21 protein-coding genes are annotated in these 22,058 nt (G+C 49.6%); 20 read left to right on the top strand and 1 reads right to left on the bottom strand.

Translation table 11 applies throughout. The features are described from left to right. The first annotated feature begins 76 nt into the window (after positions 1 to 76). The 15 genes from BLW29_RS04060 to BLW29_RS03990 all read left to right on the top strand — a co-directional run bounded on the left by BLW29_RS04060 (position 77) and on the right by BLW29_RS03990 (position 15,801). Positions 77 to 565, top strand: a complete 489-nt coding sequence (locus BLW29_RS04060; protein WP_090976407.1) for a YajQ family cyclic di-GMP-binding protein — start codon at positions 77 to 79, stop codon at positions 563 to 565. A gap of 137 nt (positions 566 to 702) precedes the next feature. Next, positions 703 to 2,031 carry a 30S ribosomal protein S12 methylthiotransferase RimO gene (gene rimO, locus BLW29_RS04055; protein WP_090976405.1) on the top strand — a complete coding sequence of 443 codons (1,329 nt, stop codon included), beginning with the start codon at positions 703 to 705 and terminating at the stop codon, positions 2,029 to 2,031. Next, on the top strand, positions 2,028 to 2,603 hold the full coding sequence (gene pgsA, locus BLW29_RS04050; RefSeq protein ID WP_090976403.1) for a CDP-diacylglycerol--glycerol-3-phosphate 3-phosphatidyltransferase: 576 nt from the start codon (positions 2,028 to 2,030) through the stop codon (positions 2,601 to 2,603). The genes rimO and pgsA overlap by 4 nt, the downstream gene beginning before the upstream one ends. A 120-nt stretch (positions 2,604 to 2,723) precedes the next feature. Beyond that, complete coding sequence (locus BLW29_RS04045; protein ID WP_090976402.1) at positions 2,724 to 3,965, top strand: competence/damage-inducible protein A; 1,242 nt, start codon at positions 2,724 to 2,726, stop codon at positions 3,963 to 3,965. Positions 3,966 to 4,187: 222 nt separating this feature from the next. After that, on the top strand, positions 4,188 to 5,246 hold the full coding sequence (recA, locus tag BLW29_RS04040; protein WP_305728481.1) for a recombinase RecA: 1,059 nt from the start codon (positions 4,188 to 4,190) through the stop codon (positions 5,244 to 5,246). 90 nt (positions 5,247 to 5,336) lie between these two features. Beyond that, positions 5,337 to 6,002, top strand: a complete 666-nt coding sequence (locus BLW29_RS04035; protein ID WP_090976398.1) for a RecX family transcriptional regulator — start codon at positions 5,337 to 5,339, stop codon at positions 6,000 to 6,002. 180 nt (positions 6,003 to 6,182) lie between these two features. Then, positions 6,183 to 7,724 carry a ribonuclease Y gene (rny, locus tag BLW29_RS04030; RefSeq protein ID WP_090976396.1) on the top strand — a complete coding sequence of 514 codons (1,542 nt, stop codon included), beginning with the start codon at positions 6,183 to 6,185 and terminating at the stop codon, positions 7,722 to 7,724. Positions 7,725 to 7,799: 75 nt separating this feature from the next. Next, positions 7,800 to 8,594, top strand: a complete 795-nt coding sequence (locus BLW29_RS04025; protein WP_090976395.1) for a TIGR00282 family metallophosphoesterase — start codon at positions 7,800 to 7,802, stop codon at positions 8,592 to 8,594. 141 nt (positions 8,595 to 8,735) lie between these two features. Continuing rightward, complete coding sequence (locus BLW29_RS04020; protein WP_028597363.1) at positions 8,736 to 8,996, top strand: stage V sporulation protein S; 261 nt, start codon at positions 8,736 to 8,738, stop codon at positions 8,994 to 8,996. Positions 8,997 to 9,097: 101 nt separating this feature from the next. Next, positions 9,098 to 10,048 (top strand): dipeptidase, encoded by a 951-nt coding sequence (locus BLW29_RS04015; RefSeq protein ID WP_090977118.1) that lies wholly within the window; start codon positions 9,098 to 9,100, stop codon positions 10,046 to 10,048. Between the two features lie 190 nt (positions 10,049 to 10,238). Continuing rightward, positions 10,239 to 11,972: a 2-oxoacid:acceptor oxidoreductase subunit alpha gene (locus tag BLW29_RS04010; protein WP_090976393.1), complete on the top strand. Its 1,734-nt coding sequence runs from the start codon at positions 10,239 to 10,241 to the stop codon at positions 11,970 to 11,972. 3 nt (positions 11,973 to 11,975) lie between these two features. Further along, positions 11,976 to 12,842, top strand: a complete 867-nt coding sequence (locus BLW29_RS04005) for a 2-oxoacid:ferredoxin oxidoreductase subunit beta (RefSeq protein WP_090976391.1) — start codon at positions 11,976 to 11,978, stop codon at positions 12,840 to 12,842. A gap of 100 nt (positions 12,843 to 12,942) precedes the next feature. Next, a complete protein-coding gene (gene pduL, locus BLW29_RS04000; RefSeq protein ID WP_090976389.1) occupies positions 12,943 to 13,515 on the top strand; it encodes a phosphate propanoyltransferase in 573 nt (190 codons plus the stop codon). Between the two features lie 173 nt (positions 13,516 to 13,688). Further along, the gene (miaB, locus tag BLW29_RS03995) at positions 13,689 to 15,290 is read left to right on the top strand and encodes a tRNA (N6-isopentenyl adenosine(37)-C2)-methylthiotransferase MiaB (RefSeq protein WP_256208310.1); all 1,602 of its coding nucleotides are present in this window, start codon (positions 13,689 to 13,691) and stop codon (positions 15,288 to 15,290) included. Positions 15,291 to 15,312: 22 nt separating this feature from the next. Then, a complete protein-coding gene (locus tag BLW29_RS03990; RefSeq protein WP_256208308.1) occupies positions 15,313 to 15,801 on the top strand; it encodes a YlbF/YmcA family competence regulator in 489 nt (162 codons plus the stop codon). A 57-nt stretch (positions 15,802 to 15,858) separates the two neighbouring features. On the opposite strand, the gene BLW29_RS03985 is transcribed toward BLW29_RS03990, so the two are convergent. Then, positions 15,859 to 17,088, bottom strand: coding sequence for an MFS transporter (locus BLW29_RS03985; RefSeq protein ID WP_090976384.1), 1,230 nt, complete (start codon positions 17,086 to 17,088; stop codon positions 15,859 to 15,861). A gap of 110 nt (positions 17,089 to 17,198) precedes the next feature. Between BLW29_RS03985 and lepB the strand changes: the two genes are divergently transcribed. The 5 genes from lepB to BLW29_RS03960 all read left to right on the top strand — a co-directional run bounded on the left by lepB (position 17,199) and on the right by BLW29_RS03960 (position 22,003). Beyond that, on the top strand, positions 17,199 to 17,801 hold the full coding sequence (gene lepB, locus BLW29_RS03980; RefSeq protein WP_256208307.1) for a signal peptidase I: 603 nt from the start codon (positions 17,199 to 17,201) through the stop codon (positions 17,799 to 17,801). Positions 17,802 to 17,803: 2 nt separating this feature from the next. Then, positions 17,804 to 18,811, top strand: a complete 1,008-nt coding sequence (locus BLW29_RS03975) for a DUF4184 family protein (RefSeq protein ID WP_177186482.1) — start codon at positions 17,804 to 17,806, stop codon at positions 18,809 to 18,811. A gap of 67 nt (positions 18,812 to 18,878) precedes the next feature. After that, the gene (locus BLW29_RS03970) at positions 18,879 to 19,220 is read left to right on the top strand and encodes a DUF3889 domain-containing protein (RefSeq protein WP_090976380.1); all 342 of its coding nucleotides are present in this window, start codon (positions 18,879 to 18,881) and stop codon (positions 19,218 to 19,220) included. A 139-nt stretch (positions 19,221 to 19,359) separates the two neighbouring features. After that, a complete protein-coding gene (locus BLW29_RS03965; protein ID WP_090976378.1) occupies positions 19,360 to 19,668 on the top strand; it encodes a rhodanese-like domain-containing protein in 309 nt (102 codons plus the stop codon). Between the two features lie 130 nt (positions 19,669 to 19,798). After that, the gene (locus BLW29_RS03960; RefSeq protein WP_090976376.1) at positions 19,799 to 22,003 is read left to right on the top strand and encodes a heavy metal translocating P-type ATPase; all 2,205 of its coding nucleotides are present in this window, start codon (positions 19,799 to 19,801) and stop codon (positions 22,001 to 22,003) included. Positions 22,004 to 22,058: the final 55 nt, after the last annotated feature.

Genomic DNA, 22,058 nt, shown 5'->3' with positions numbered 1-22,058 from the left:
GAGGAATGCCTTTTCTTGTGCAGGAAGATGCGTTATAATACTTGTCAATGAAAAAGCAAAGGAGCTGCAATGGAAGATGGCTGAGAATTCATTTGATATCGTATCGAAAGTCGATATGCAAGAGCTGAACAATGCAATCACACAAGCGGAGCGGGAGATTGAAACGCGCTTTGACTTCAAGAACAGCAAGAGCAGTATTGCAATCGAGAAAGAAGATATTGTCGTCGTATCGGATGACGAGTACAAATTGGCGAGCGTCATTGATATTTTGCAATCCAAAATGATCAAACGCGGTGTGCCGATCAAGAACATGGAATTTGGCAAATTGGAGCCGGCTTCGGCGGGAACGGTTAGACAGAAGATTAAACTGAAACAAGGCATCGAGCAGGATATCTCGAAGAAAATTAATATTCTGATTCGTGATTCCAAGCTGAAAGTGAAAAGCCAAATTCAAGGCGATTCCATTCGTGTAACAGGCAAGAGCCTTGATGATTTGCAAGCGGTCATGGCGTTGCTGCGCGGCGCAGATCTTCAAATTGATCTGCAATTTACGAACTACCGCTAAGCGATTTAGGTACATAAGAAGAGTCCCGGTCCGCAGGCAAAGTCGCGGTGGCTGGGACTTTTTCGTATTTTGACACTGTATATGCCTTGTATTATACTTGTTAGGATAGCTTTACGGAGGGGTTTGGGGGATACAAAATGACAGAACGAGTGAAAGTCGTAACATTGGGCTGCGAGAAGAATTTGGTCGATTCGGAGATTATGTCCGGTCTAATCGATCATCGCGGCTACCAATTGGTGGATCAAGCAGATGATGCCACCGTTATTATCGTGAATACATGCGGATTTATTGATGCGGCTAAGGAAGAGTCCGTTAATACAATTCTAGACATGGCGGAATTCAAGCAAACAGGCCGGCTTAAGGCGCTTATCGTCTCCGGTTGTTTGACACAGCGGTATAAGAAGCAGTTGATGGAAGAAATGCCGGAGATCGACGGTATCGTCGGTACAGGTGATTTCCATCAGATTACGGATATTGTCGAAGAAGCGCTTCGCGGTAAACGTCCGGTTAAAGTCGGCAATCCGGTCTTTGACTACGATCAGAAGCTCCCGCGTTTAGTGACAACACCGCGTTACACAGCTTATGTCAAGATCGCCGAAGGCTGCGACAACGCTTGTACATTCTGTTCGATTCCGATTATGCGCGGTAAATTCCGCAGCCGTTCGATGGAATCCATCGTGGCTGAAGTGGAGATGCTGGCTAAGCAAGGCGTGAAGGAAGTCAGCTTGATTGCACAGGATTCGACGAATTACGGTACGGATCTGTATGATAAGTTTATGCTTCCGGAACTGCTGAATCGTGTTAGCGAAGTGGAAGGCATTGCATGGGTGCGTCTGCATTATGCATATCCAGGCTTCTTTACGGACGAATTGATCGATACTATCGCAGCAAATCCGAAAGTATGCAACTATATCGATATGCCGCTCCAGCACAGCGAAGATTCCATTCTGAAGAGAATGCGCCGCCCGGGACGCCAGACGGATACGCGTGCATTAGTACAGCGCATTCGTGCCCGCATTCCGGATGTAGCGCTTCGGACATCCATTATTGTTGGGTTCCCAGGTGAAACCAACGAGGATTTCGAGCGACTGTGCGACTTCGTACGCGAGATGAAATTTGATCGTCTGGGTGTGTTTACCTACTCGGCTGAAGAAGATACACCGGCGGTTCGCTTGCCGGATGCTGTTCCTGATGATGTGAAAGAGTGGCGCTCCAACACACTCATGGAAATTCAGCGTGAAGTATCCAAAGAGCTTAGCGGCAAACATGTCGGCAAAGAGATCGACGTGCTGGTAGAACGCTATGACGGCCGCAGTGATGTATACGTTGGTCGCTCGGAATACGATGCACCTGAAATTGACGGTGAAGTGTTTATCTCGAAATGTAAAGCCGCAATCGGCGAAATTCAAAGGGTGCGCATTACGCACGCTTACGAGTTTGATATGTCCGGGGAGGGGCTCGCGTGAATTTAGCCAACCGCATTACGCTTGTCCGCATCTTTTTGGTGCCCATAATTATGGTGCTGCTGCTGATTAATGTCGATCTGAAGCCGCTCACCTACGATGATTTTTCCATTACTTGGAATCAAATTTTGGCCGCGCTGGTCTTTATCGTTGCAGCGAGCACGGATGGACTTGACGGTTATATTGCACGCAAGAACAAAATCGTCACTAATTTGGGCAAGCTGTTAGATCCGCTGGCAGACAAGCTGTTAGTTGCGGCGGTGCTTATTTCGCTTGTTGAAATGGCTAAGCTTGATGCTTGGATTGCGATCGTCATCATTAGTCGGGAGTTTGCAGTTACTGGCCTTCGCCAGATTGCATTGCTTGAAGGCTCTGTTCTGGCTGCCAGCACGTGGGGCAAATGGAAGACCGCCATCCAAATTACGATGATTATCGCGTTATTGCTTAACAATTTCCCGTTTGCATTTCTGGATTTTCCATTCGATTTGATTTCTAGTTATGCAGCGGCACTCATCACGGTTTACTCCGGTATCGATTATTTTGTCAAAAATAAAAATCTCATTCCGGTAGCCTAAACCGGCATTCACGCATTAAACATGTAGCATCACTCCTTCTGTTCGTCCGGAAGGGGTGGTGCTTTGCTTTTCCTACACCTGGTTGCTAATCCACCTTATACATAGATCGGAGCTGTTGGCATGCGCGCAGAAATTATTGCTGTAGGTACGGAATTGCTGCTGGGTCAGACTGTGAATACGAATGCTACCTATTTGTCTCAGGGGCTTGCGGAGCTGGGCGTCGATGTTTATTTTCAGACTGTCGTCGGCGATAATGCAGGCCGAATTCGCCAAGCGATCGAGCTTGCGCGCACTAGAGCCGATCTCATTCTCTTTACGGGCGGGCTTGGGCCGACGATGGATGACTTGACGAAAGATGCGCTGGCGGATTATTTGAACCGTTCCATTGCGATTCATCAGCCGTCTATGGACAAAATAGAGGTTATGTTCAGTTCGCGCGGCATTCACATGGTGGAGAGCAATCGTCGTCAAGCGCACCTAATTGAAGGCAGCGATCCGCTGATGAATGATGCGGGCTTAGCTGTAGGCAATGCACTCACCGTAGACGGCACAAGCTATGTACTGCTTCCGGGGCCGCCGCGCGAGATGAAACCGATGTTCGATGGGCCGGCAAAAACGTGGATTCGATCCGTCATGGGTGAGGAACGCAGACTGTTCTCTCGTTTGCTGATGTTCGCCGGCATCGGTGAATCAAGTTTGGAGCAGGCTATTATTGATTTAATCGAAGGTCAATCCGATCCGTCGATTGCTCCATATGCCAAAGAAGGCGAAGTTGCGATTCGGATTTCGACGAAAGCGTTAAACGAGCAGGAGGCCGAAGCGCGTCTCAAATCGGCGGAGGATCAAATTCTTGCACGTGTTGGCACGCATCTGTACGCTCGTGAAGACATTCCGCTCGAGGAAGCTGTCATTAGGCAGCTGCGAGCCACAGGACGCTCACTAGCCAGCGCAGAGAGTCTCACAGGCGGTTTGTTCGCGCAGCTCGTGACACAAGTCCCCGGAAGCAGCGGAGAGTTTGTTGGCGGCGTCGTAACGTACACCAATTTAATGAAACATAAATTGCTGAGCATCCCGATGTCGCAGCTCGAGGGAACTGATGCACCAGGTGCAATCAGCGAGTCGACTGCGGCGCTTATGGCGGAGCGGGTACGCGAACTTGCAGGCAGCGATTTCGGCGTGTCGTTAACCGGAGTAGCCGGCCCGGCAGAGTCTGAGGGGAAACCGGTCGGGCTTGTGTATTTCGGACTTTCGGAGCGCGGGAAGCCCACACAGGTGTTTACGGCGAATCTTAGCGGCAGCAGGGGCATTATTCGACTGCGTGCTGCAAAGTCGCTTCTATATCGGCTGTGGCAGTCGCTATAAATTAGAATAAATTGTTAATTTAGGCTTGTCAGATGATTAATTTTCGACTATAATCGACATTAGTTAGCGGAAGAACCGTGGCGAAGATTACTTTGCTGCGGTTCTTTTTTTGTTTCTCTATTTGGCCAAATGAGAAATAAGAATATATGTTCGTAAAAACTCTTGTCAAAGCGAACGAAACAAGGTATCATGAAAGTATAAATTATAAGGGATGTGGATTTCTTGGCAGATCGTAAAGCCGCATTAGAAATGGCATTGCGTCAAATAGAGAAGCAATTTGGTAAAGGATCCATCATGAAGCTTGGTGAATCAACTCATATGCAAGTTGAAACAGTGTCGAGCGGTGCACTTGCATTAGATATTGCACTTGGAATTGGCGGCTTCCCACGCGGCCGGATTATTGAAGTATATGGACCGGAATCCTCCGGTAAAACAACAGTTGCGCTTCATGCGATCGCAGAAGTTCAACGTGCAGGCGGACAAGCTGCATTTATCGATGCGGAGCATGCGCTTGATCCTTCGTACGCAAGCAAGCTTGGCGTTAACATTGATGAGTTGCTTCTGTCGCAGCCAGATACGGGTGAGCAAGGCCTTGAGATCGCAGAAGCACTTGTTCGCAGCGGCGCGGTAGACATTGTCGTTGTCGACTCCGTTGCGGCACTCGTACCGAAAGCGGAAATCGAAGGCGACATGGGAGATTCCCACGTTGGTTTGCAAGCGCGTTTGATGTCCCAAGCACTTCGTAAGCTCTCCGGTGCGATCAGCAAGTCGAAGACGATCACGATCTTTATTAACCAGCTTCGTGAGAAGGTCGGCGTTATGTTCGGTAACCCTGAGACAACGCCAGGCGGACGCGCACTGAAGTTCTACTCCACGATTCGTCTGGATGTACGTCGTATTGAGTCCATCAAGCAAGGGAACGACGTGGTCGGTAACCGGACGCGTATTAAAGTTGTTAAGAACAAAGTAGCTCCTCCTTTCAAACAAGCCGAAGTCGACATTATGTATGGTGAGGGCATCTCTAAAGAGGGAAGCATCGTGGATATCGGCGTCGAGCAGGATATCGTTCAGAAGAGCGGTGCTTGGTTCTCTTATAACGGCGAACGTCTTGGACAGGGCCGCGAGAACGCGAAGCAATTCCTTAAAGATCATAAGGACATTGCGGCTGTGATCGAGAAGCAAATTCGTGAAGCCAGCAACATGGCGACTGCAGCTGCAGTCGCAGCTGGAGATGCATTCAGCGAGGACGACGAGGACGAGTTGGATCTAGATTTGGAATAAACCGACGGAGATCGGTTACCCCGGAGAAGCACCTTTACAGGTGCTTCTCTGTTTATTAAGTAAGTGGTCTGAATTGGGGGAGTGACAGAGGTGTTAGTAATTACCGGCGTAGAACAGGACCGGAAGGCCAAGCAGCGCTACCATCTATTTGTCAATGATTCGCAAGAACCGTACACCAGCGTACATGAAGACCTACTGATTAAATTTCGACTGCTGAAGGGCAGAGAAATTCATGGGGATGAGCTGAAGCAGATTGTCCAAGAGGACTCTAAGCACCGGGCGTACATTCTATCGCTATCCCATTTAGGGGCAAGGCAGCGTACGGAGAAAGAGATTATGCGGTATTTGGCAAGGAAGGAAATCGACCCCGAAACTGCGGAGAAAGCATTGGAGCGTCTGAGACAAGAAGGTTTGGTCAACGATAAGCAATATGCTAACATGTATGCTTCGGAACGGATGCGAACCCAGATGAAAGGGCGCCGCTTATTGCAGCAGGAGCTTGTGCAGCGAGGAATCTCCAGAGATATGGCGAAGCAGGCTTCCCAGAAGCTGAATGAGCAATCGGAGACGGATATCGCCATACGAGCCGCCCACAAGAAATGGCCGTATATTAAAGGCGAACCTCGTGAGAGGAAACAGAAATTAGCGGTGTTTCTGCTGCGCCGCGGGTTTCCGATGAATACGGTAAGAGAAGCGGTAAAGGCTGCTGTTCTCGGAATGGAAGATGATGAGGATGGGCATATGCTTGACAATTGATTTTCACAAAAGATAAAATAAGTTTGTATTCTTTATTCTAGAATCGATTTTCCTTCCAAAAATTGATTCGAAACGATTATTTTCGTCAAATTAAGTATGTATGATCGGGTTAAAAACCGGCTAGAAAACCAAATAATGTCCCAAGCGTTTGCTTAGGTGAGCAACGAGGAGGTGAGAAAGATGCCAGTAGTGGTATGGATCCTGATCATTCTCGTTGTTGGTGCAATTTTCTTTGGTGTCGGTTATTTTATTCGCAAATCGATCGCCGAGGCCAAAATTTCAAGCGCCGAGCAGGCCGCTAGTCAAATTGTTGACAATGCGAAGAAAGAAGCCGAAGCGCAGAAGAAAGAAACGGTTCTCGAGGCGAAAGATGAAGTCCACAAGCTCCGTACCGAGGCTGAGAGAGATATTCGCGAACGTCGCAATGAGGTACAGCGTCTTGAAAGACGACTGATTCAGAAAGAAGAGTCGTTGGATAAAAAAATAGAAGCGCTGGAACGCAAAGAAGAACAAGTTGCCAACAAAGAGAAGCGGATCGAGGAAACACAGGAACAAATCGATACCCTTTACAAACAGCAGCTTCAAGAGCTTGAGCGGATTTCGAACTTAACAATGGAAGATGCGAAACAAATCATCTTGAACAACGTTGAGCAGGAAGTTCGTCATGAAACTGCACAAATGATTAAAGAAATCGAGCAGCAGGCGAAGGAAGAAGCAGATAAGAAAGCACGTGATATTATCTCGCTTGCGATTCAACGCTGTGCAGCAGATCATGTGGCTGAAACTACGGTTTCCGTAGTCGCATTGCCAAATGAAGAAATGAAAGGCCGCATTATCGGACGTGAAGGCCGCAACATTCGCGCACTGGAAACGTTGACCGGTATCGATCTCATAATCGACGATACACCGGAAGCGGTCATCTTGTCTGGTTTCGATCCAATTCGTCGTGAGATTGCTCGTACATCACTCGAGAAGCTTGTAGCTGATGGTCGTATCCATCCTGCACGTATCGAGGAAATGGTTGAGAAATCGCGCAAAGAAGTGGATGAACGTATCCGTGAATACGGAGAACAGGCGACTTATGAAGTTGGCGTCCACGGTTTACATCCAGATCTCATTAAGATTTTAGGTCGTCTCAAATATCGTACAAGCTATGGTCAAAACGTGCTCAAGCACTCCATGGAAGTCGCTTATTTGACCGGCTTAATGGCTGCAGAGCTGGGTGAAGACTTGACGCTTGCAAGACGTGCCGGATTGCTGCATGATATCGGCAAAGCGCTCGATCATGAAGTGGAAGGCTCACATGTCGAGATCGGCGTAGAGCTGGCGAAGAAATACAAAGAGCATCCTGTTGTCATCAACAGTATCGCGTCCCACCACGGTGATTGCGAAGCAACATCTGTAATCGCCATGCTCGTTGGTGCGGCAGATGCGTTGTCGGCAGCAAGACCGGGTGCACGCAGAGAAACGCTCGAGACGTACATCAAACGGCTGGAGAAGCTGGAAGGCATCTCGGAATCGTTCGACGGAGTCGAGAAATCTTACGCGATTCAAGCAGGCCGCGAGGTTCGCGTTATGGTTCAACCTGACAAAATCGACGACACAGAAGCATTCCGCCTAGCGCGTGATATTACGAAGAAAATCGAGAGTGAACTCGATTATCCGGGGCATATCAAAGTAACGGTCATTCGTGAGACACGTGCTGTCGAATATGCGAAATAAGTAAATAGCAAGGTACCTAGAAAAGTGGCTGCTTGCAGCCACTTTTCTGGTCTTCACTAGAGAGGTTATGGTGTCATGAACGTATTGTTTATTGGGGATATCGTCGGTAATGTGGGTCGTAACGCGGTTAAGAAGGTGCTGCCGGCACTGAAATCCAAATATAACCCGCATATTATTATTGCCAATGGCGAGAATGCAGCAGCTGGCAGAGGCATCACATCAACGATTGTGAAAGAATTGCTTGAGGCCGGTGTTCACGGCATTACAATGGGCAATCATACTTGGGATAACAAAGATATTTTCGAATGGATCGATGATCAGCCTCGGATGGTTCGCCCAGCCAACTTCGTGGAAGAGGCCCCTGGTCAAGGTGCTGCCTTGATAAAGGCAAACGGCAAAGAACTGGCGATCATTAATCTGCAGGGAAGAACGTTCCTGCCGCCAATCGACTGCCCGTTCCGTAAAGCAGATGAGCTGATTGAAGAGATGCAGCAGCAAACGAGAAATATCTTGGTCGATTTTCACGCCGAAGCGACTTCGGAGAAAATCGCGATGGGCTGGTACTTGGACGGACGCGCATCCATCGTAGTCGGCACGCATACACATGTGCAGACGAATGATGATCGCATTCTCCCGGGCGGCACTGCTTACTTGACGGATGTAGGCATGGTTGGGCCTAGAGACGGCGTGCTGGGCATGGAACGGAGCGCAGTACTCCACAAGTTCCTGACGCAGCTGCCGACACGGTTTGTGGTGGATGAGGGAGACTGGCATCTCCATGCCATCGCGGTTGAGATTGATGAAGCAACCGGGGCAGCCACGAAAATTCAGAAAATACGACTAACCGAAACAGATTGGCTGCTCATGTAGCAGACAATCTGTTTTTTTTGTTCTATGAAAATTCTCATAATTCAGAATATATTGCAAAGTGAAAGCAGGAATTATTTCACCTCTCTCGAATATCTATCTAAATAGCGATATTCATCCATCATTCCCGAGGAGGTACTATCCATGGATGTCTTAAAAGTTTCAGCAAAGTCCAATCCAAATTCTGTTGCAGGAGCGCTGGCCGGCGTATTACGCGAACGCGGCGCAGCTGAATTACAAGCAATCGGGGCTGGTGCGTTGAATCAAGCGGTAAAGGCGGTGGCAATTGCAAGAGGATTTGTAGCGCCGAGCGGAGTAGACCTTATTTGTATCCCAGCATTCACAGACATCGTAATCGACGGCGAGGATCGTACAGCGATAAAACTCATCGTTGAGCCGAGATAGATACGCCCACATAATTCCATCTGAACGCTTCGACCTGTTTACGCTGTAGGCAGGTTTTTTTGCGTGAAAAATAGGTGTTACAGAAAGGTGTGTTCATGTCCATGCCAAAGCTGCGAAGTGTGGATTTTCATTGTGATGTGCTGTGGAAGCTGCTTGAAGATCAGTCCTTGTCTTTTGAACAGGACATGACGAATAAACTCGATGTCACTTTACCGCGCCTGAAACAAGCTGGCTCTGTGCTTCAGACCTTTGCCATTTATGTTCCCGAACGGATGGAGAAATCGATGATACCTATTCTACATAGTATTGATTTGTTTCATCGTAAAGTACTTTCCGTTCCGGAAATGACCTTTGTACGGACTTCATCAGACGCAGCGAAGCTCATGAACAACAGCCATTCAATAGGGGCCATGCTGTCGCTGGAAGGAGCAGACGGTTTGCATGGCGATCTGGCGATGCTGCGCATCCTCTACGAGCTCGGAGTGAGGGCTTTGGGGTTAACATGGAACTATGCGAACTGGGGCGCTGACGGGGCCATGGAGCCGCGTGGAGGCGGTCTTACAAAAAAAGGCGAAGCCCTCGTAAAAGAATGTGATAGATTGGGTATACTGTTAGATGTGTCTCATTTGAGCGACCGTGCATTTTGGGAAATGATCAAGATTTCAACAAAGCCATTGATTGCATCACATTCGAACTCTCGGAGTCTGTGCGCGCATCCCCGCAATCTTGCGGACGATCAGCTTAAAGCGCTCATTGAACGGGGAGGTATGATTGGGATTACTTTCGTGCCCCAATTTGTTGCGTCTCATCATGCTGCGGCCATTGCTGACGTGCTGCGTCACATAGAGCGAGTTTGCGAGCTTGGCGGTGAAGATCAGCTGATGTTCGGATCGGATTTCGATGGGATAGAAGCACATGTACAAGAGTTGGCGCATCCCGGAGAGCTTTATCGTCTACAGAATGCACTGCTGGCGCGATATTCCGAAGAGCGAGTGGATGCATTTCTCGCCGGAAATGCATTGCACTTTCTTGTAAAGCATCTTCCTAGCTGAACGATTAAGGGATTCCCATCTCGCTGTGATATGGGTATAATCGAAAAGAACTATGCGATGAAAACGCATTTACACCTTGCATTTTAGTACTTTGAGTCATAAAATTTATTTGACTGTTGAAAGAATTTTATTATTATTGTTAAAAGATGTCGAAAATATTGCAGGTTCATCAAAAGAGGAGATGGGCGTTTTGATTAGTCAATTGTCTTGGAAAATCGGGGGACAACAAGGGGAAGGCGTTGAAAGTACCGACCGTATTTTCTCGACAGCTCTTAACCGTCTTGGGTACTACTTGTATGGTTACCGTCACTTTTCTTCACGTATCAAAGGCGGTCATACCAACAATAAAATCAGAATCAGCACCAAGCCGATGCTTGCCATTTCGGACGATTTGGACATTTTGGTCGCATTTGACCAAGAGAGTATCGACTTAAACGCACATGAACTGCGTGCAGGCGGCGTAGTCGTTGCTGATGCAAAGTTTAATCCTGTTCTGCCGGAAGGCATTAATGCACGTCTATTTGCAGTACCGATTACTTCGATCGCGGAGGATCTGGGTACTTCTCTAATGAAAAACATGGTTGCGTCCGGCGCGTCTTGGGCGCTTCTTGGTCTGCCGGTCGATGTATTTAATAAAGCAGTAGAAGAAGAGTTCGGCCGTAAAGGTGCGGCAATCGTTGAGAAGAATATCGAAGCGGTTAAACGCGGATCGGACTATGTGCTAGATCTGGCAGGCGGCCCTTTGGAAGAGTTCCAGCTAGAGCCGGCTGACGGCAAACAGAAGCTGTTCATGATCGGTAACGAAGCGATCGGCCTTGGCGCTGTCGCAGGCGGCTGCCGCTTGATGTCGGCCTATCCAATTACACCGGCTTCTGAGATTATGGAGTATCTCATTAAGAAGCTTCCTAAATTCGGTGGAACCGTTATTCAAACGGAAGATGAGATTGCAGCTGTAACGATGGCAATTGGCGCGAACTATGCCGGTGTGCGTACGATGACAGCTTCTGCCGGCCCTGGTTTGTCTCTGATGATGGAAGCGATCGGACTTGCAGGGATGACAGAAACGCCGCTTGTAATCGTAGATACGCAGCGTGGAGGTCCTTCCACAGGCTTGCCGACGAAACAAGAGCAATCCGACCTTAATGCCATGGTATACGGAACGCACGGTGAAATTCCGAAGATCGTAATCGCGCCGGCTTCCCTGGAAGATTGCTTCTACGACACTATCGAATCGTTCAACCTGTCGGAGCAATATCAAGTACCGGTTATTCTTATGACTGATCTTCAGCTGTCGCTTGGCAAGCAATCCTGCGAAGCGCTGGATTTGAATAAAATGCCGATTAACCGCGGCAAGCTCGTTAGAGAATTGCCAGAACTTGAAACGAATGAGCTGTTCAAACGTTATGAACTAACGGAAGACGGCGTATCCCCGCGTGTTATTCCGGGCGACAAAGGCGGTTTGCACCATGTAACGGGCGTTGAGCATGACGAAACAGGACGTCCTTCGGAGAGTGCCATTAACCGTAAGAAGATGATGGATAAACGTCTTACGAAGCTTGACGGCATGTATATCCGTGATGCGGTTCGCGCAGACGCTCCACATGCAGAAGCGGATCTTCTCATCATCGGCATGGGTTCAACCGGCGGTACGATCGACGAAGCTCGTCTACGTATGGAGAGTGACGGCCTGAAAACGAACCATATTACGATTCGTCAAATTCACCCGTTCCCTACGGATCTGGTGACGCCGTACCTGCAAAGCGCTGCTAAGGTTGTCGTGCTTGAGAACAATGCAACCGGCCAACTGGCAGATCAAGTGAAATTGCACGCAGGTTACGCGGACAAAATCCAAAGCGTTCTGAAATACGACGGCAATCCGTTCCTGCCTTCCGAAGTGCACAAAGCATGCAAGGAGTTGGTCTAAGAGATGGCTACATTTAAAGAGTTTCGTAATAACGTAAAACCTAACTGGTGCCCGGGTTGCGGAGATTTCTCCGTTCAAGCCGCTATTCAGCGGGCTGCCGCTAACGTTGGGCTAGAGCCAGAGGGTCTAGCTGTTATTTCCGGAATCGGCTGTTCCGGTCGTATCTCCGGTTATGTGAATGCGTACGGTCTTCACGGTATTCACGGCCGCGCACTGCCAATCGCGCAAGGCGTGAAGCTTGCGAACCGCGAGCTGACGGTTATCGCTTCCGGCGGTGACGGCGACGGCTTCGCAATCGGTATGGGCCATACGGTTCACGCCATTCGTCGTAACGTTGACCTTACGTACATCGTTATGGATAACCAAATCTACGGCTTGACGAAGGGTCAAACTTCGCCTCGCAGTGCGGAAGGCTTCAAGACCAAATCGACGCCGGAAGGTTCGATCGAGACCACATTGTCGCCGCTTGAAATCGCAATGTCAGCTGGCGCTACGTTTATCGCGCAATCGTTCTCCAGCGATCTGAAGCAGCTGACTGCCCTGATCGAAGCTGGCCTGAACCATAAAGGCTTCTCGCTGATCAACGTATTCAGCCCATGCGTAACGTTCAACAAAGTAAACACCTACGATTGGTTCAAAGAAAATATCGTAAACCTGGATCAATTCCCGGATTACGATCCGACGAACCGTATCGCGGCTATGAACAAGATCATGGAAACGAACGGCATGCTTACAGGCCTCATCTACCAGAACAAAGAACGCAAATCGTACGAGGATATGGTGAGCGGCTTCCAGCCGGAAGGGCTGGCTAACCAAGATCTATCCTTGTCGCAGGAGCAGTTCGACAAATTGGTAGCGGAATTTAAATAATCGCAACGTTCAGCCTATATAGAAGGCATACAGTTCTTCCTTTGAGCTGTATGCCTTTCTTATCGACCTGACGCGTTATAGAAGGGTGTTTAATTAGCATATGACAAAGATGGTTCCCGTTGGCGTATCCGCCAGACATATTCATCTATCGCAGGAGCATGTAGAAATACTATTCGGACAAGGTGCAGAGTTGTCCGTCTTCAAGCCGTTATCTCAGCCAGGGCAATACGCTGCTAATGAAACGGTAGAGGTTGTTGGGCCAAAGGGAAGCTTCGGCAAAGTCCGGATTCTAGGTCCCGTGCGCAAACGTACGCAGCTCGAGGTTTCCCGCACGGATGCCTTCACCCTGGGTATTAAACCGCCTGTTCGCGAATCCGGTGACATCGCAGGCTCTGCGGGCATCACGATTAAAGGACCTGCAGGGGAAGTGACGATCGAAGAAGGCGTGATCGTAGCAGCGCGTCACATTCACTTCCATACGAGCGATGCAGAGCGCTTCGGAATTGCGGATAAACAGCGGTTGACAGTACGCTTGCAAGGCGAACGCGGCCTCGTGCTGGAGAATGTAATCGCACGCGTATCTCCGGAGTTCGCGCTTGATATGCACATTGACACGGATGAAGCCAATGCAGCAGGCGCGTCTACCGGCGATCAAGCTGAGATCATCGGATAACCTGCTATAGTCGATAACTAGAAAGAGACAGTCGCTCGCAGGGGTGAATTGTCTCTTTTTTGTTACAATTGGAATGCTGTAAGGTTGAACAAAGGTTCATTCTTCTTTATAATCGCCAATGGGTTTGCTATAATATTGGAATGGACACGTATGGAGGAAGGGCGTGAAGGTTTGTGAGTAAGGAGACGCACGGCGCGGCTGCAGGCCAAACAAAGCCCGTGAGCGGCGATAAAGACTTCTCCAAGTATTTTGACTTCACAGGTGCGAAGGTACTGAGGGAAGAAGACGGGAAAACAACCTACCGAATTAACGGTCGAGATATAACGGTGAACGCTGCGCCTAATTATAAGGACGAGAAGCGTAGAGGAAAGGAAGCCATTCAGGTTCACTATGAATCGGCAACACCTCCGGAACTGCTGCAGCTCGGCAAAGGCAAGCTCTATCATATTACGACATACGGCTGCCAGATGAACGAGCATGATACGGAAGTCATGAAAGGCATGTTCGAGCAAATGGGCTACTTGCCGACGGATGACCGTACCGAAGCGGATGTCATCCTGCTCAACACTTGCGCAGTTCGCGAGAATGCAGAAGATAAAGTATTCGGCGAGCTGGGGCATCTGAAGCATCTGAAGCTGGAGAAACCGGGATTGATTCTTGGCGTGTGCGGCTGCATGTCGCAGGAAGAATCGGTGGTTAGCCGAATTATGCAGAAGCATAGTTTCGTAGATCTGATCTTCGGTACACATAATATTCATAGGCTCCCTTACCTCTTGCAGGATGCGCTGTTTAGCAAGGAAATGGTAGTAGAGGTATGGTCCAAAGAAGGCGACATTATCGAGAACCTGCCTAAGAAGCGTGAAGGCATGCGCGGCTGGGTGAACATCATGTATGGCTGCGACAAGTTCTGTACGTACTGTATCGTGCCTTATACGCGCGGTAAAGAGCGCAGCAGACGTCCGGAGGATGTAATCGCAGAGGTTCGCGATCTGGCTCGGCAGGGCTTTAAAGAGATTACGCTGCTCGGGCAGAACGTTAACGCCTATGGGAAAGATTTTGACGATATCGAGTATCGGTTCGGCGATTTGATGGCGGATATGGCCAGAATTGATCTGCCGCGCATTCGATTTACGACGAGCCACCCGCGCGACTTTGACGATCATCTGATAGAGGTTCTGGCTACACGGGGCAATCTTGTAGAACATATTCATCTACCGGTGCAATCCGGCAGCACGGAAGTACTCAAACGGATGAGTCGCAAATATACAAGAGAGATGTTCCTGGAGCTGGCAGCGAAGATCAAACGAGCAATTCCAGGCGTATCAATGACTACAGATGTCATCGTAGGTTTCCCGGGCGAAACGGACGAGCAGTTCGAAGACACGCTCTCCCTGATGAGAGAGGTCGGCTTTGCTTCAGCTTACACCTTCATCTACTCACCGCGCGTGGGGACACCTGCTGCGGAGATGGAAGATAACATTCCGGAGGCTGTGAAGAAAGCGCGGCTCGCGCGACTGAACGCCGTTATTGCGGAGCTCAGCCGTCAAAGCAATCAAGATGCGATCGGCCAGGTTGTCGAAGTGCTGATTGAAGGCCAGAGCAAGAACAATGCGCATGTCTTGTCCGGACGTACGCGTACGAACAAGCTGGTACATATCGAAGGACCGGCGGAGTGGATTGGACAATTCATCGAAGCAAGAGTGACCGAGGCTCAAACTTGGTATGTCAAAGCAGAGCCCATCATGGAATATACGAAACACGAAGCCGTATCTTAACAAACTAGAGGAGCTGGACCCATTGGCAAACGAGCAAACAGCGAAACACGATCATAAACATGACCACGATCACGACCACGATTCAAGTTGTACGGTACCGAAATTCAATACGGAAGACATTATCGTTCGTGCAGATATCATGGCCAAGACGAAAGAACTGGCAACCATGATCTTCACTTCGGAAGAAGTTCAACAATTCCAACGTGCAGAGAAACAAATCCAAGGCAATGAGCGCATTCAAGGATTGATCGCAATAATCAAGAAGAAGCAGAAGGAAATCGTTGCTTTCGAAACAACGTTCAAGAACGCAGATATGGTGGCTAAGATCGAGAAAGAGATCGAAGTGCTTCAAGATGAGCTGGACGGAATTCCGATCATTACGGAGTTCCAACAAAGCCAAGCGGATATTAACTATCTGCTGCAGACGGTCGTTTCTGTCATTCGCGACACGGTTGCCGAGAAGATCTCGATCGAGGATGCTCAGGTTGAAGATCCGGAAGAGTGCATGTAGTTAGAGGCAATGAGAAAAACCTGCCGCGCGAGCAATGTGCGGCAGGTTTTTGCGTTGTTAAGCAGATTGTGGCGCTTGACTTCGTCGCCATATGAGTAGTAAGCCAAGTGCAGCAAGAGCGAAGAGGCCGCCCAGCCAGAAACCGTAATCGCGGCCGAAGGCTTCGTTAATGAAACCGGCTAGGAATGGGCCTGCGAACATGCCGATTGAGTATACGGCTTGGTAGAAGCCCATCGCCGTTGCGCGTTTAGAAGACTCAAACGGCTGTATGGCGAGTCCGAGCAGCAAGGGCAGGTGCATGCCCTGTGCAAAGCCGTTAAGCGCCTGCGTAAGAGCCAGCCATCCGAGCGAAGGTGAGTAGGCAATGGCAATCGTGCATACTGCACTAAGTGCGAAGCCTACAGCAATGACACTCCTGCTCCCATATCGAGGTGCAAGGATGCGACCTGTCAGCAAGGAAGCGATGGCGTGAGGAACCATGAAGGCAATGACGATTAATGTAAGCTGACTGCTTGAGGCACCTAAGGATGTTGCTTTCAGCGGCGTAAACCCGAACATGGTAATGAAGAGCACGCAATGCGCCAAGATCGATAGCGTCGATACCTGTATAAGAGAAGGCGTTCGAACGACCTCTCGCAGATGCTGAAGCGAGATTGGCGGACGCTCGACCCCCTCGCGCGGCTCTTTTACTGCAAAGGAGAGCAGTAACCCTGCGATGCCGAGTCCAATCCCGGCGATGAAAGCAGCATTCCAGCTGTATGCTCCGGCAAGCCAGCCGCTCAGCGTCATGCCGATCAATTGCCCGGAGACGGTCATGAAGCTGATATTACTCATCGCTTTGGTCGCTTCAGAGGAAGCGTAGTAGGCGGCGTACAGCACGGTGAAGGCAACCCATGCGGAAGCGCAGACGCCTGACATCATTCGTCCTGCCAGCGGCCATAGCCAGGAGCCGGGAATCGTGAACAATACGCAGCTTAGTGCGCCGCTCACCATGCCCAGCATAAGGAACGGCTTACGTTTATGCAGCTTATCGGAAGCGAGCCCAAGCGGGAAACGGACAAGCATCTGCGTAAAGCCGTAGCTGCCGAGTACGATGCCGATCAGCACATCGGCGTACCCGCTGCTTTTCATAAACGGAGGAAGAATGGGGACATAGACATAAAGGGTAGACCAGTACAATAAGGTGACTATGATGAAAATAACATGATCGGCGCGAGTAGTGGGTATAAGGGCAGCCTTGGCGTCAGCGGACAACGGAAATTCACTCCTTTGGAAAGCTACGTTCATCTCCTAACTTTATCCTACGAGAGCGCGGACGGGCAATGCTTTTTACAAAATGCTGTTTTCAAAGAAACTATTTGCTGGTTAAATTCGTAATAGTTATAAGAAGGTTTTGCTTGAAACGAACGATGCTCACGGAAAGCTGTACGAATTGGAAGGAGAATCATATGGAGAAACCGGAAGTTACACCAACACATAAGAAACCGTGGGCGAGAGAAGTACGAGATTGGATACTTACGCTGGGAGTGGCAATGGTAGCCGCGCTGCTGATCCAGAACTATGCATTTGCCCAAACCGAAGTAAGGAATATCTCGATGCAAAAAACTTTAGTAGAAGGTCAACGACTGATTGAGGACAAAATCAGCTACAGATTTGAATCTCCGCACCGTGGAGATATCGTTATCATCAGCGGTCCTGAAAGTGACAAGCGATTAATTAAACGCGTGATCGGCTTGCCGGGAGATGTCCTTAACATTACCGGAGACGGTCATGTCATTCTGAATGATCGACCATTGGAAGAGCCGTACATAAAAGGTCTCACCTTCTCGAACGGGCTGGAAATGCCTTACACGGTCCCTGCCAACACCGTATTTGTAATGGGAGATAATCGAGAAAACAGTCAAGACAGCCGCGTGTTAGGCCCCATCGCCTTATCAAGCCTGGAAGGTCGCGCAGTATTTCGTCTGTGGCCTCTGAATAAGTTCGGCGGGTTAGAATAACCGTGCCTTTTACATTTGCGCATCCGCTCTTTGCGGTTCCGCTTCGACGGATCAAACCTAAATGGGTAAGTGTTACGGGACTTATCCTCGGGAGTATGTCGCCTGATATGGAGTATTTTGTGGCGATGGAGCCCTATCAGAGTATTGGACATTCGATATTAGGTTTTCTCATACAAGGCTTGCCATTGTGTATAGCCTTCGCATTCGTGTTTCATTATTTGATTAAACCGGTACTGCCAAAGTTTCTTCCATCATTCGGGCGAATGGATCAGTTCGTCTCAAGCTTATGCGTGGAATGGAAGCTGGACTCGGTTCGAGCATGGATCGTATTTCTCGGTTCCTTGTTGGTTGGTTACTGGACCCATATGTTCGTTGATGCTTGGACGCATGCAGGCGGCATATTCGTCGAGACATTCGATTTTCTGCGCGTACACCATGGCGATTCTCCTTTGTATGCAAAGCTGCAGATTGACTTCTCTTTAGTAGGGCTGTTTATACCAGGGCTCATGCTCCTGTATCGATACTTTCGTTTCATGGGGTTGTCGCGGAACACTGTTAAAGAGAAGATTGCTGCTCCAAGTACGAAAATCTCCCTATGGCTTGTGTTACTGAGCACAACGGTAATTGTTTATAAGCTGAAAATGATGGTTATTCATCACAGGCATGATTTCGTCAGTACCGTCGTTGTGGCTCCGTTGTCTTCCCTGTTATTCGGCTTCTATGTTGCATCACTGTTCTATTGGGCCGTGAAGAAGCAGCGTGTGTGGTATGCGCTTGGATCACTTGCTCTTATCGTAGCCACTATAATTGCCCTGCGTTTCGGTACCAATCTAAGAGAACATTTGTTCACAGACGGTATTCCTTATCGATATCTAAACCCGCCTAAGGGAGTATTCGATCCTCTATGGAATGGATTTCTATTGTGCTGGAGTACGGCGCTGCTGCTGTCTAGTCGTATCGTGGCAACAAGTCATCGTGTCGTCAAAAGTCCATTCCAATTGAAACAGTAGCTCTTCCATGTATGAAAGAGCTTGAAATGGGGAATTCTACCATCGCCTAGACTATGGAGGTGGAAGAATGAGACCGTTAATAATTCTAATGATGACTTGTATGATGTTGTTCTGTGCCGTTACACCTGTTTCCGCTGAACCGCCTTACGCAAAGTGGGGCAGACTCGCGATGAAGGAAACGACGCACCGTTATCATGCTGAGATCGTGGACTATAAGCATGTCGGCCGTAAAGTGGAAGAAGCGGGATTGATGTCGGAAACGTTCCGTCTGCTGCTGAACAAAGGCTCTCGGAAGTTTGAAGTTACCGTGCGTATCTGGTTTGAACAGCATAGCGAGAAGGTCGTTCGCATTCAATTCATGGAAGACGGCAAAGTGGATGGATTGCCTGCCTTTTCTTCCATGATCTGAATCTGATCTGGAGCAGCATTCGCTGGGAACGGCTGGTGCTGCTCCTTCTTATGTCGCTTGCCGGATGGACATTTGGCAAGGCGGAGGAGTAGAATGCAGGTATAGGTTTGAATTTAGCGTTAAGGAGCGATTGCAGGAAATGGGAGAAATAACGGCTAGTGAATTGGAAACTCGGCTGCGTGAAGGCGAGAAGCTGAGCGTAATCGATGTACGTGAACCCGATGAGTGGGAGTCGGGTCATATCAAAGAAGCGGTGAGCATCCCGCTCTCCGTCTTTATCGAAAGACTCGGTGAATTGAATGCTTTCGAGGAGCCGCTGTATATGGTGTGCAGAAGCGGCAATCGCAGCGGCAAAGCTTGTGATTATTTGGCTGCCCAAGGGTATGAGGTCGTTAATGTGCTTGGCGGTATGCTGAGCTGGCCCGGGGAAGTGGCTACAGGGGAATAGAATGGTGTACAAGAGAGCACTTTCGCGCTTATTGCGCGAAGGTGCTTTTGTTGTTTATATCATGAGTCGAACAACCCTGCCATATAGTGGAGAGTAGGACAGCTAGTTTGTTTGATGGAGGAGGTTCCTTATGCAGCAGCAACGCGGAGATCAAGCGCTTGATTTGCGAATACACGGCATGAGCTGTACGGCCTGTGCGACCCGCATCGAACGGGCTGTCGGCAAGCTGGCAGGCGTATCCGGTGTATCCGTTCATTATGCGGCCAAATCAGCTTATATCACCTTCTCACCGGAACAAACGACGCCGACATCCATTATCGAACGAATCGGGCAGCTTGGATTTCATGCTTTCCTCTACGGGAAAGATGGGGACAATTCTTCCGAGCTGGACTCGCTTAAGGTGCGTGTCTTCGTGGCGGTGCTCTTCACAATTCCGCTGCTATGGACGATGGTTCATCATTATGCCTGGCTGGAAGCCATCCCGGTTCCATTGATTATTCAGGAGCCGCTGCTTCAATTTGTGCTCGCGGCAATTGTTCAGTTCTTTATCGGGATGCCTTTCTATTTCGGCGCATTCTATGCCCTTCGAGAGCGAACGGCGAATATGGATGTGCTTGTCGCGATCGGAACTACAGCTGCTTTCGCTTACAGCTATATCTCCATGATGACCGGCGGGGCGTTATATTTCGAAACGTCAGCGGTTGTCATAACCGCTGTGCTGCTTGGCAAGCTGCTGGAGGCGTCCGCATCGGAGCGGGTCATGAAGGAAAGCGATAGCTATGCTTCACTTCAGACGAGCGAAGCGGTCATCATTCGCGGTGGAAACAGAGAGAAGATATCACTGGCCAAAATAAGACTCGGTGATCAGCTTATTGCTGCGGTGAATGAACCGCTTCCGACGGATGGGATCATCGTGGAGGGACATTCGACGATGGATGAATCCTTCCTAACCGGTGAAAGTTCGCTTGTCGTGCGGTCGGCTGGGGATCAAGTGTACGCCGGTACTATCGTTCGCGGACAAGAGCTGCGAATTCGGGTAACGGCGACAGGGCCGGATACGATGTTAAGCCGAATTGCGGCCTTGACGCGCCAAGCGCAGGCGACAAAGTCTTCGATCGGGCGAAGAGTGGACCGGTTATCCGCTATTTTTGTGCCGATTATGATGCTGCTTTCGTTGGCTACCTTGCTGCTATGGCTGATTTGGCTGGAGCCTGGCGACTGGGGGAAGGCATCGCTTCATGCGCTGGCTGTGCTTCTGGCAGCATGTCCGTGCGCGCTTGGTTTGGCGGCGCCGATATCGCTCGTACTGGCTACAGGTAAACTTGCCCGCCGCGGCGTCGTGATGAAGGAAGCAGGCGCACTGGAGCGTCTGGCTCAATTGGATACGATTGTACTGGATAAGACAGGTACGTTAACAGAAGGCAAGCCTGCGTTAACGGAAGTTTCCGCATTGTCAGGCTCACCTAGCGCTCTGCTGCGACTAGCAGCGTCTGCGGAGGCAAATTCACAGCATCCATTCGCAGCAGCGATTAAAGCTGCAGGTAAACGGGCTGGGCTAGTGATTCCGGAATCATCCGCTTATCAAGCCTACCCGGGCAAGGGGATTGAAGCAGTCGTTGAAGGCAAGCGCATCGAAATTGGCAATGCCGCATTTGCCGCTGAGCGAGACTGGAAGATGAATCGCGTGCTGCTTAGCTTCGTCAATCGGAAAGAAGAACTCGGAGAGACGGTCATCTATGCCGCGATAGACGGGGAATGCGCCGGTGCGTTTGCCTTCACCGATCAAGTAAAACGCTCCTCGACGGATGCAGTCTCGGCGATGGCTGCCGAAGGCGTTCGCATCCTGCTTGCAACTGGCGATCATTCGTCATCTGCTATGAACGTGGCTCGGATCACCGGAATCGCACAGGATCATGTACATGCGTCCATGCTGCCGGAGCACAAGGCAGCGCTCATTCGCAAGCTGCAAGCGGAAGGAAGAGTCATAGCTATGGCCGGTGACGGCTGGAATGATGCGCCCGCGCTTGCTGCCGCAGATGTCGGGATCGCGATGGGAGGCGGCACGGAGGCAGCGCTGGATGCCGGACATATGACGCTGCTTCGTTCGCGGCTGACCGGTATTTATGAGGCTTTTCAGATCAGCAGAATGACAGTCCGGAATATCCGTCAAAATCTTGGTTTTGCGCTGCTCTATAACTCTATTGTGATCCCGTTTGCGGCAGTAGGCGGTATCGAGCCGTGGATGGCCGGAACAGCGATGGCGCTTAGCTCGGTGTCCGTCGTATTTAATGCGCTGCGTTTAAACGGTCAAATGAATCGATTTCTTCGGAAGTGAAAGCCAATTGTAGACATCCTAAATAGGTGATGGTATAGTTACTCAAGCACAATTT

This window comes from Paenibacillus sp. CF384 (assembly GCF_900106745.1).
Classification (GTDB): domain Bacteria; phylum Bacillota; class Bacilli; order Paenibacillales; family Paenibacillaceae; genus Paenibacillus_Z.
The sequence above is the reverse complement of the archived record's forward strand: the minus strand, read 5'-3'. Positions and strand labels throughout refer to the sequence as shown.

Coding starts and splice junctions, on each gene's coding strand:
- BLW29_RS04060 (WP_090976407.1), top strand. CDS start 77: ATGGCTGAGAATTCATTTGATATCGTATCGAAAGTCGATATGCAAGAG.
- rimO (WP_090976405.1), top strand. CDS start 703: ATGACAGAACGAGTGAAAGTCGTAACATTGGGCTGCGAGAAGAATTTG.
- BLW29_RS04045 (WP_090976402.1), top strand. CDS start 2,724: ATGCGCGCAGAAATTATTGCTGTAGGTACGGAATTGCTGCTGGGTCAG.
- rny (WP_090976396.1), top strand. CDS start 6,183: ATGCCAGTAGTGGTATGGATCCTGATCATTCTCGTTGTTGGTGCAATT.
- BLW29_RS04025 (WP_090976395.1), top strand. CDS start 7,800: ATGAACGTATTGTTTATTGGGGATATCGTCGGTAATGTGGGTCGTAAC.
- BLW29_RS04020 (WP_028597363.1), top strand. CDS start 8,736: ATGGATGTCTTAAAAGTTTCAGCAAAGTCCAATCCAAATTCTGTTGCA.
- BLW29_RS04015 (WP_090977118.1), top strand. CDS start 9,098: ATGCCAAAGCTGCGAAGTGTGGATTTTCATTGTGATGTGCTGTGGAAG.
- BLW29_RS04005 (WP_090976391.1), top strand. CDS start 11,976: ATGGCTACATTTAAAGAGTTTCGTAATAACGTAAAACCTAACTGGTGC.
- pduL (WP_090976389.1), top strand. CDS start 12,943: ATGACAAAGATGGTTCCCGTTGGCGTATCCGCCAGACATATTCATCTA.
- BLW29_RS03985 (WP_090976384.1), bottom strand. CDS start 17,088: ATGAACGTAGCTTTCCAAAGGAGTGAATTTCCGTTGTCCGCTGACGCC.
- BLW29_RS03970 (WP_090976380.1), top strand. CDS start 18,879: ATGAGACCGTTAATAATTCTAATGATGACTTGTATGATGTTGTTCTGT.
- BLW29_RS03965 (WP_090976378.1), top strand. CDS start 19,360: ATGGGAGAAATAACGGCTAGTGAATTGGAAACTCGGCTGCGTGAAGGC.
- BLW29_RS03960 (WP_090976376.1), top strand. CDS start 19,799: ATGCAGCAGCAACGCGGAGATCAAGCGCTTGATTTGCGAATACACGGC.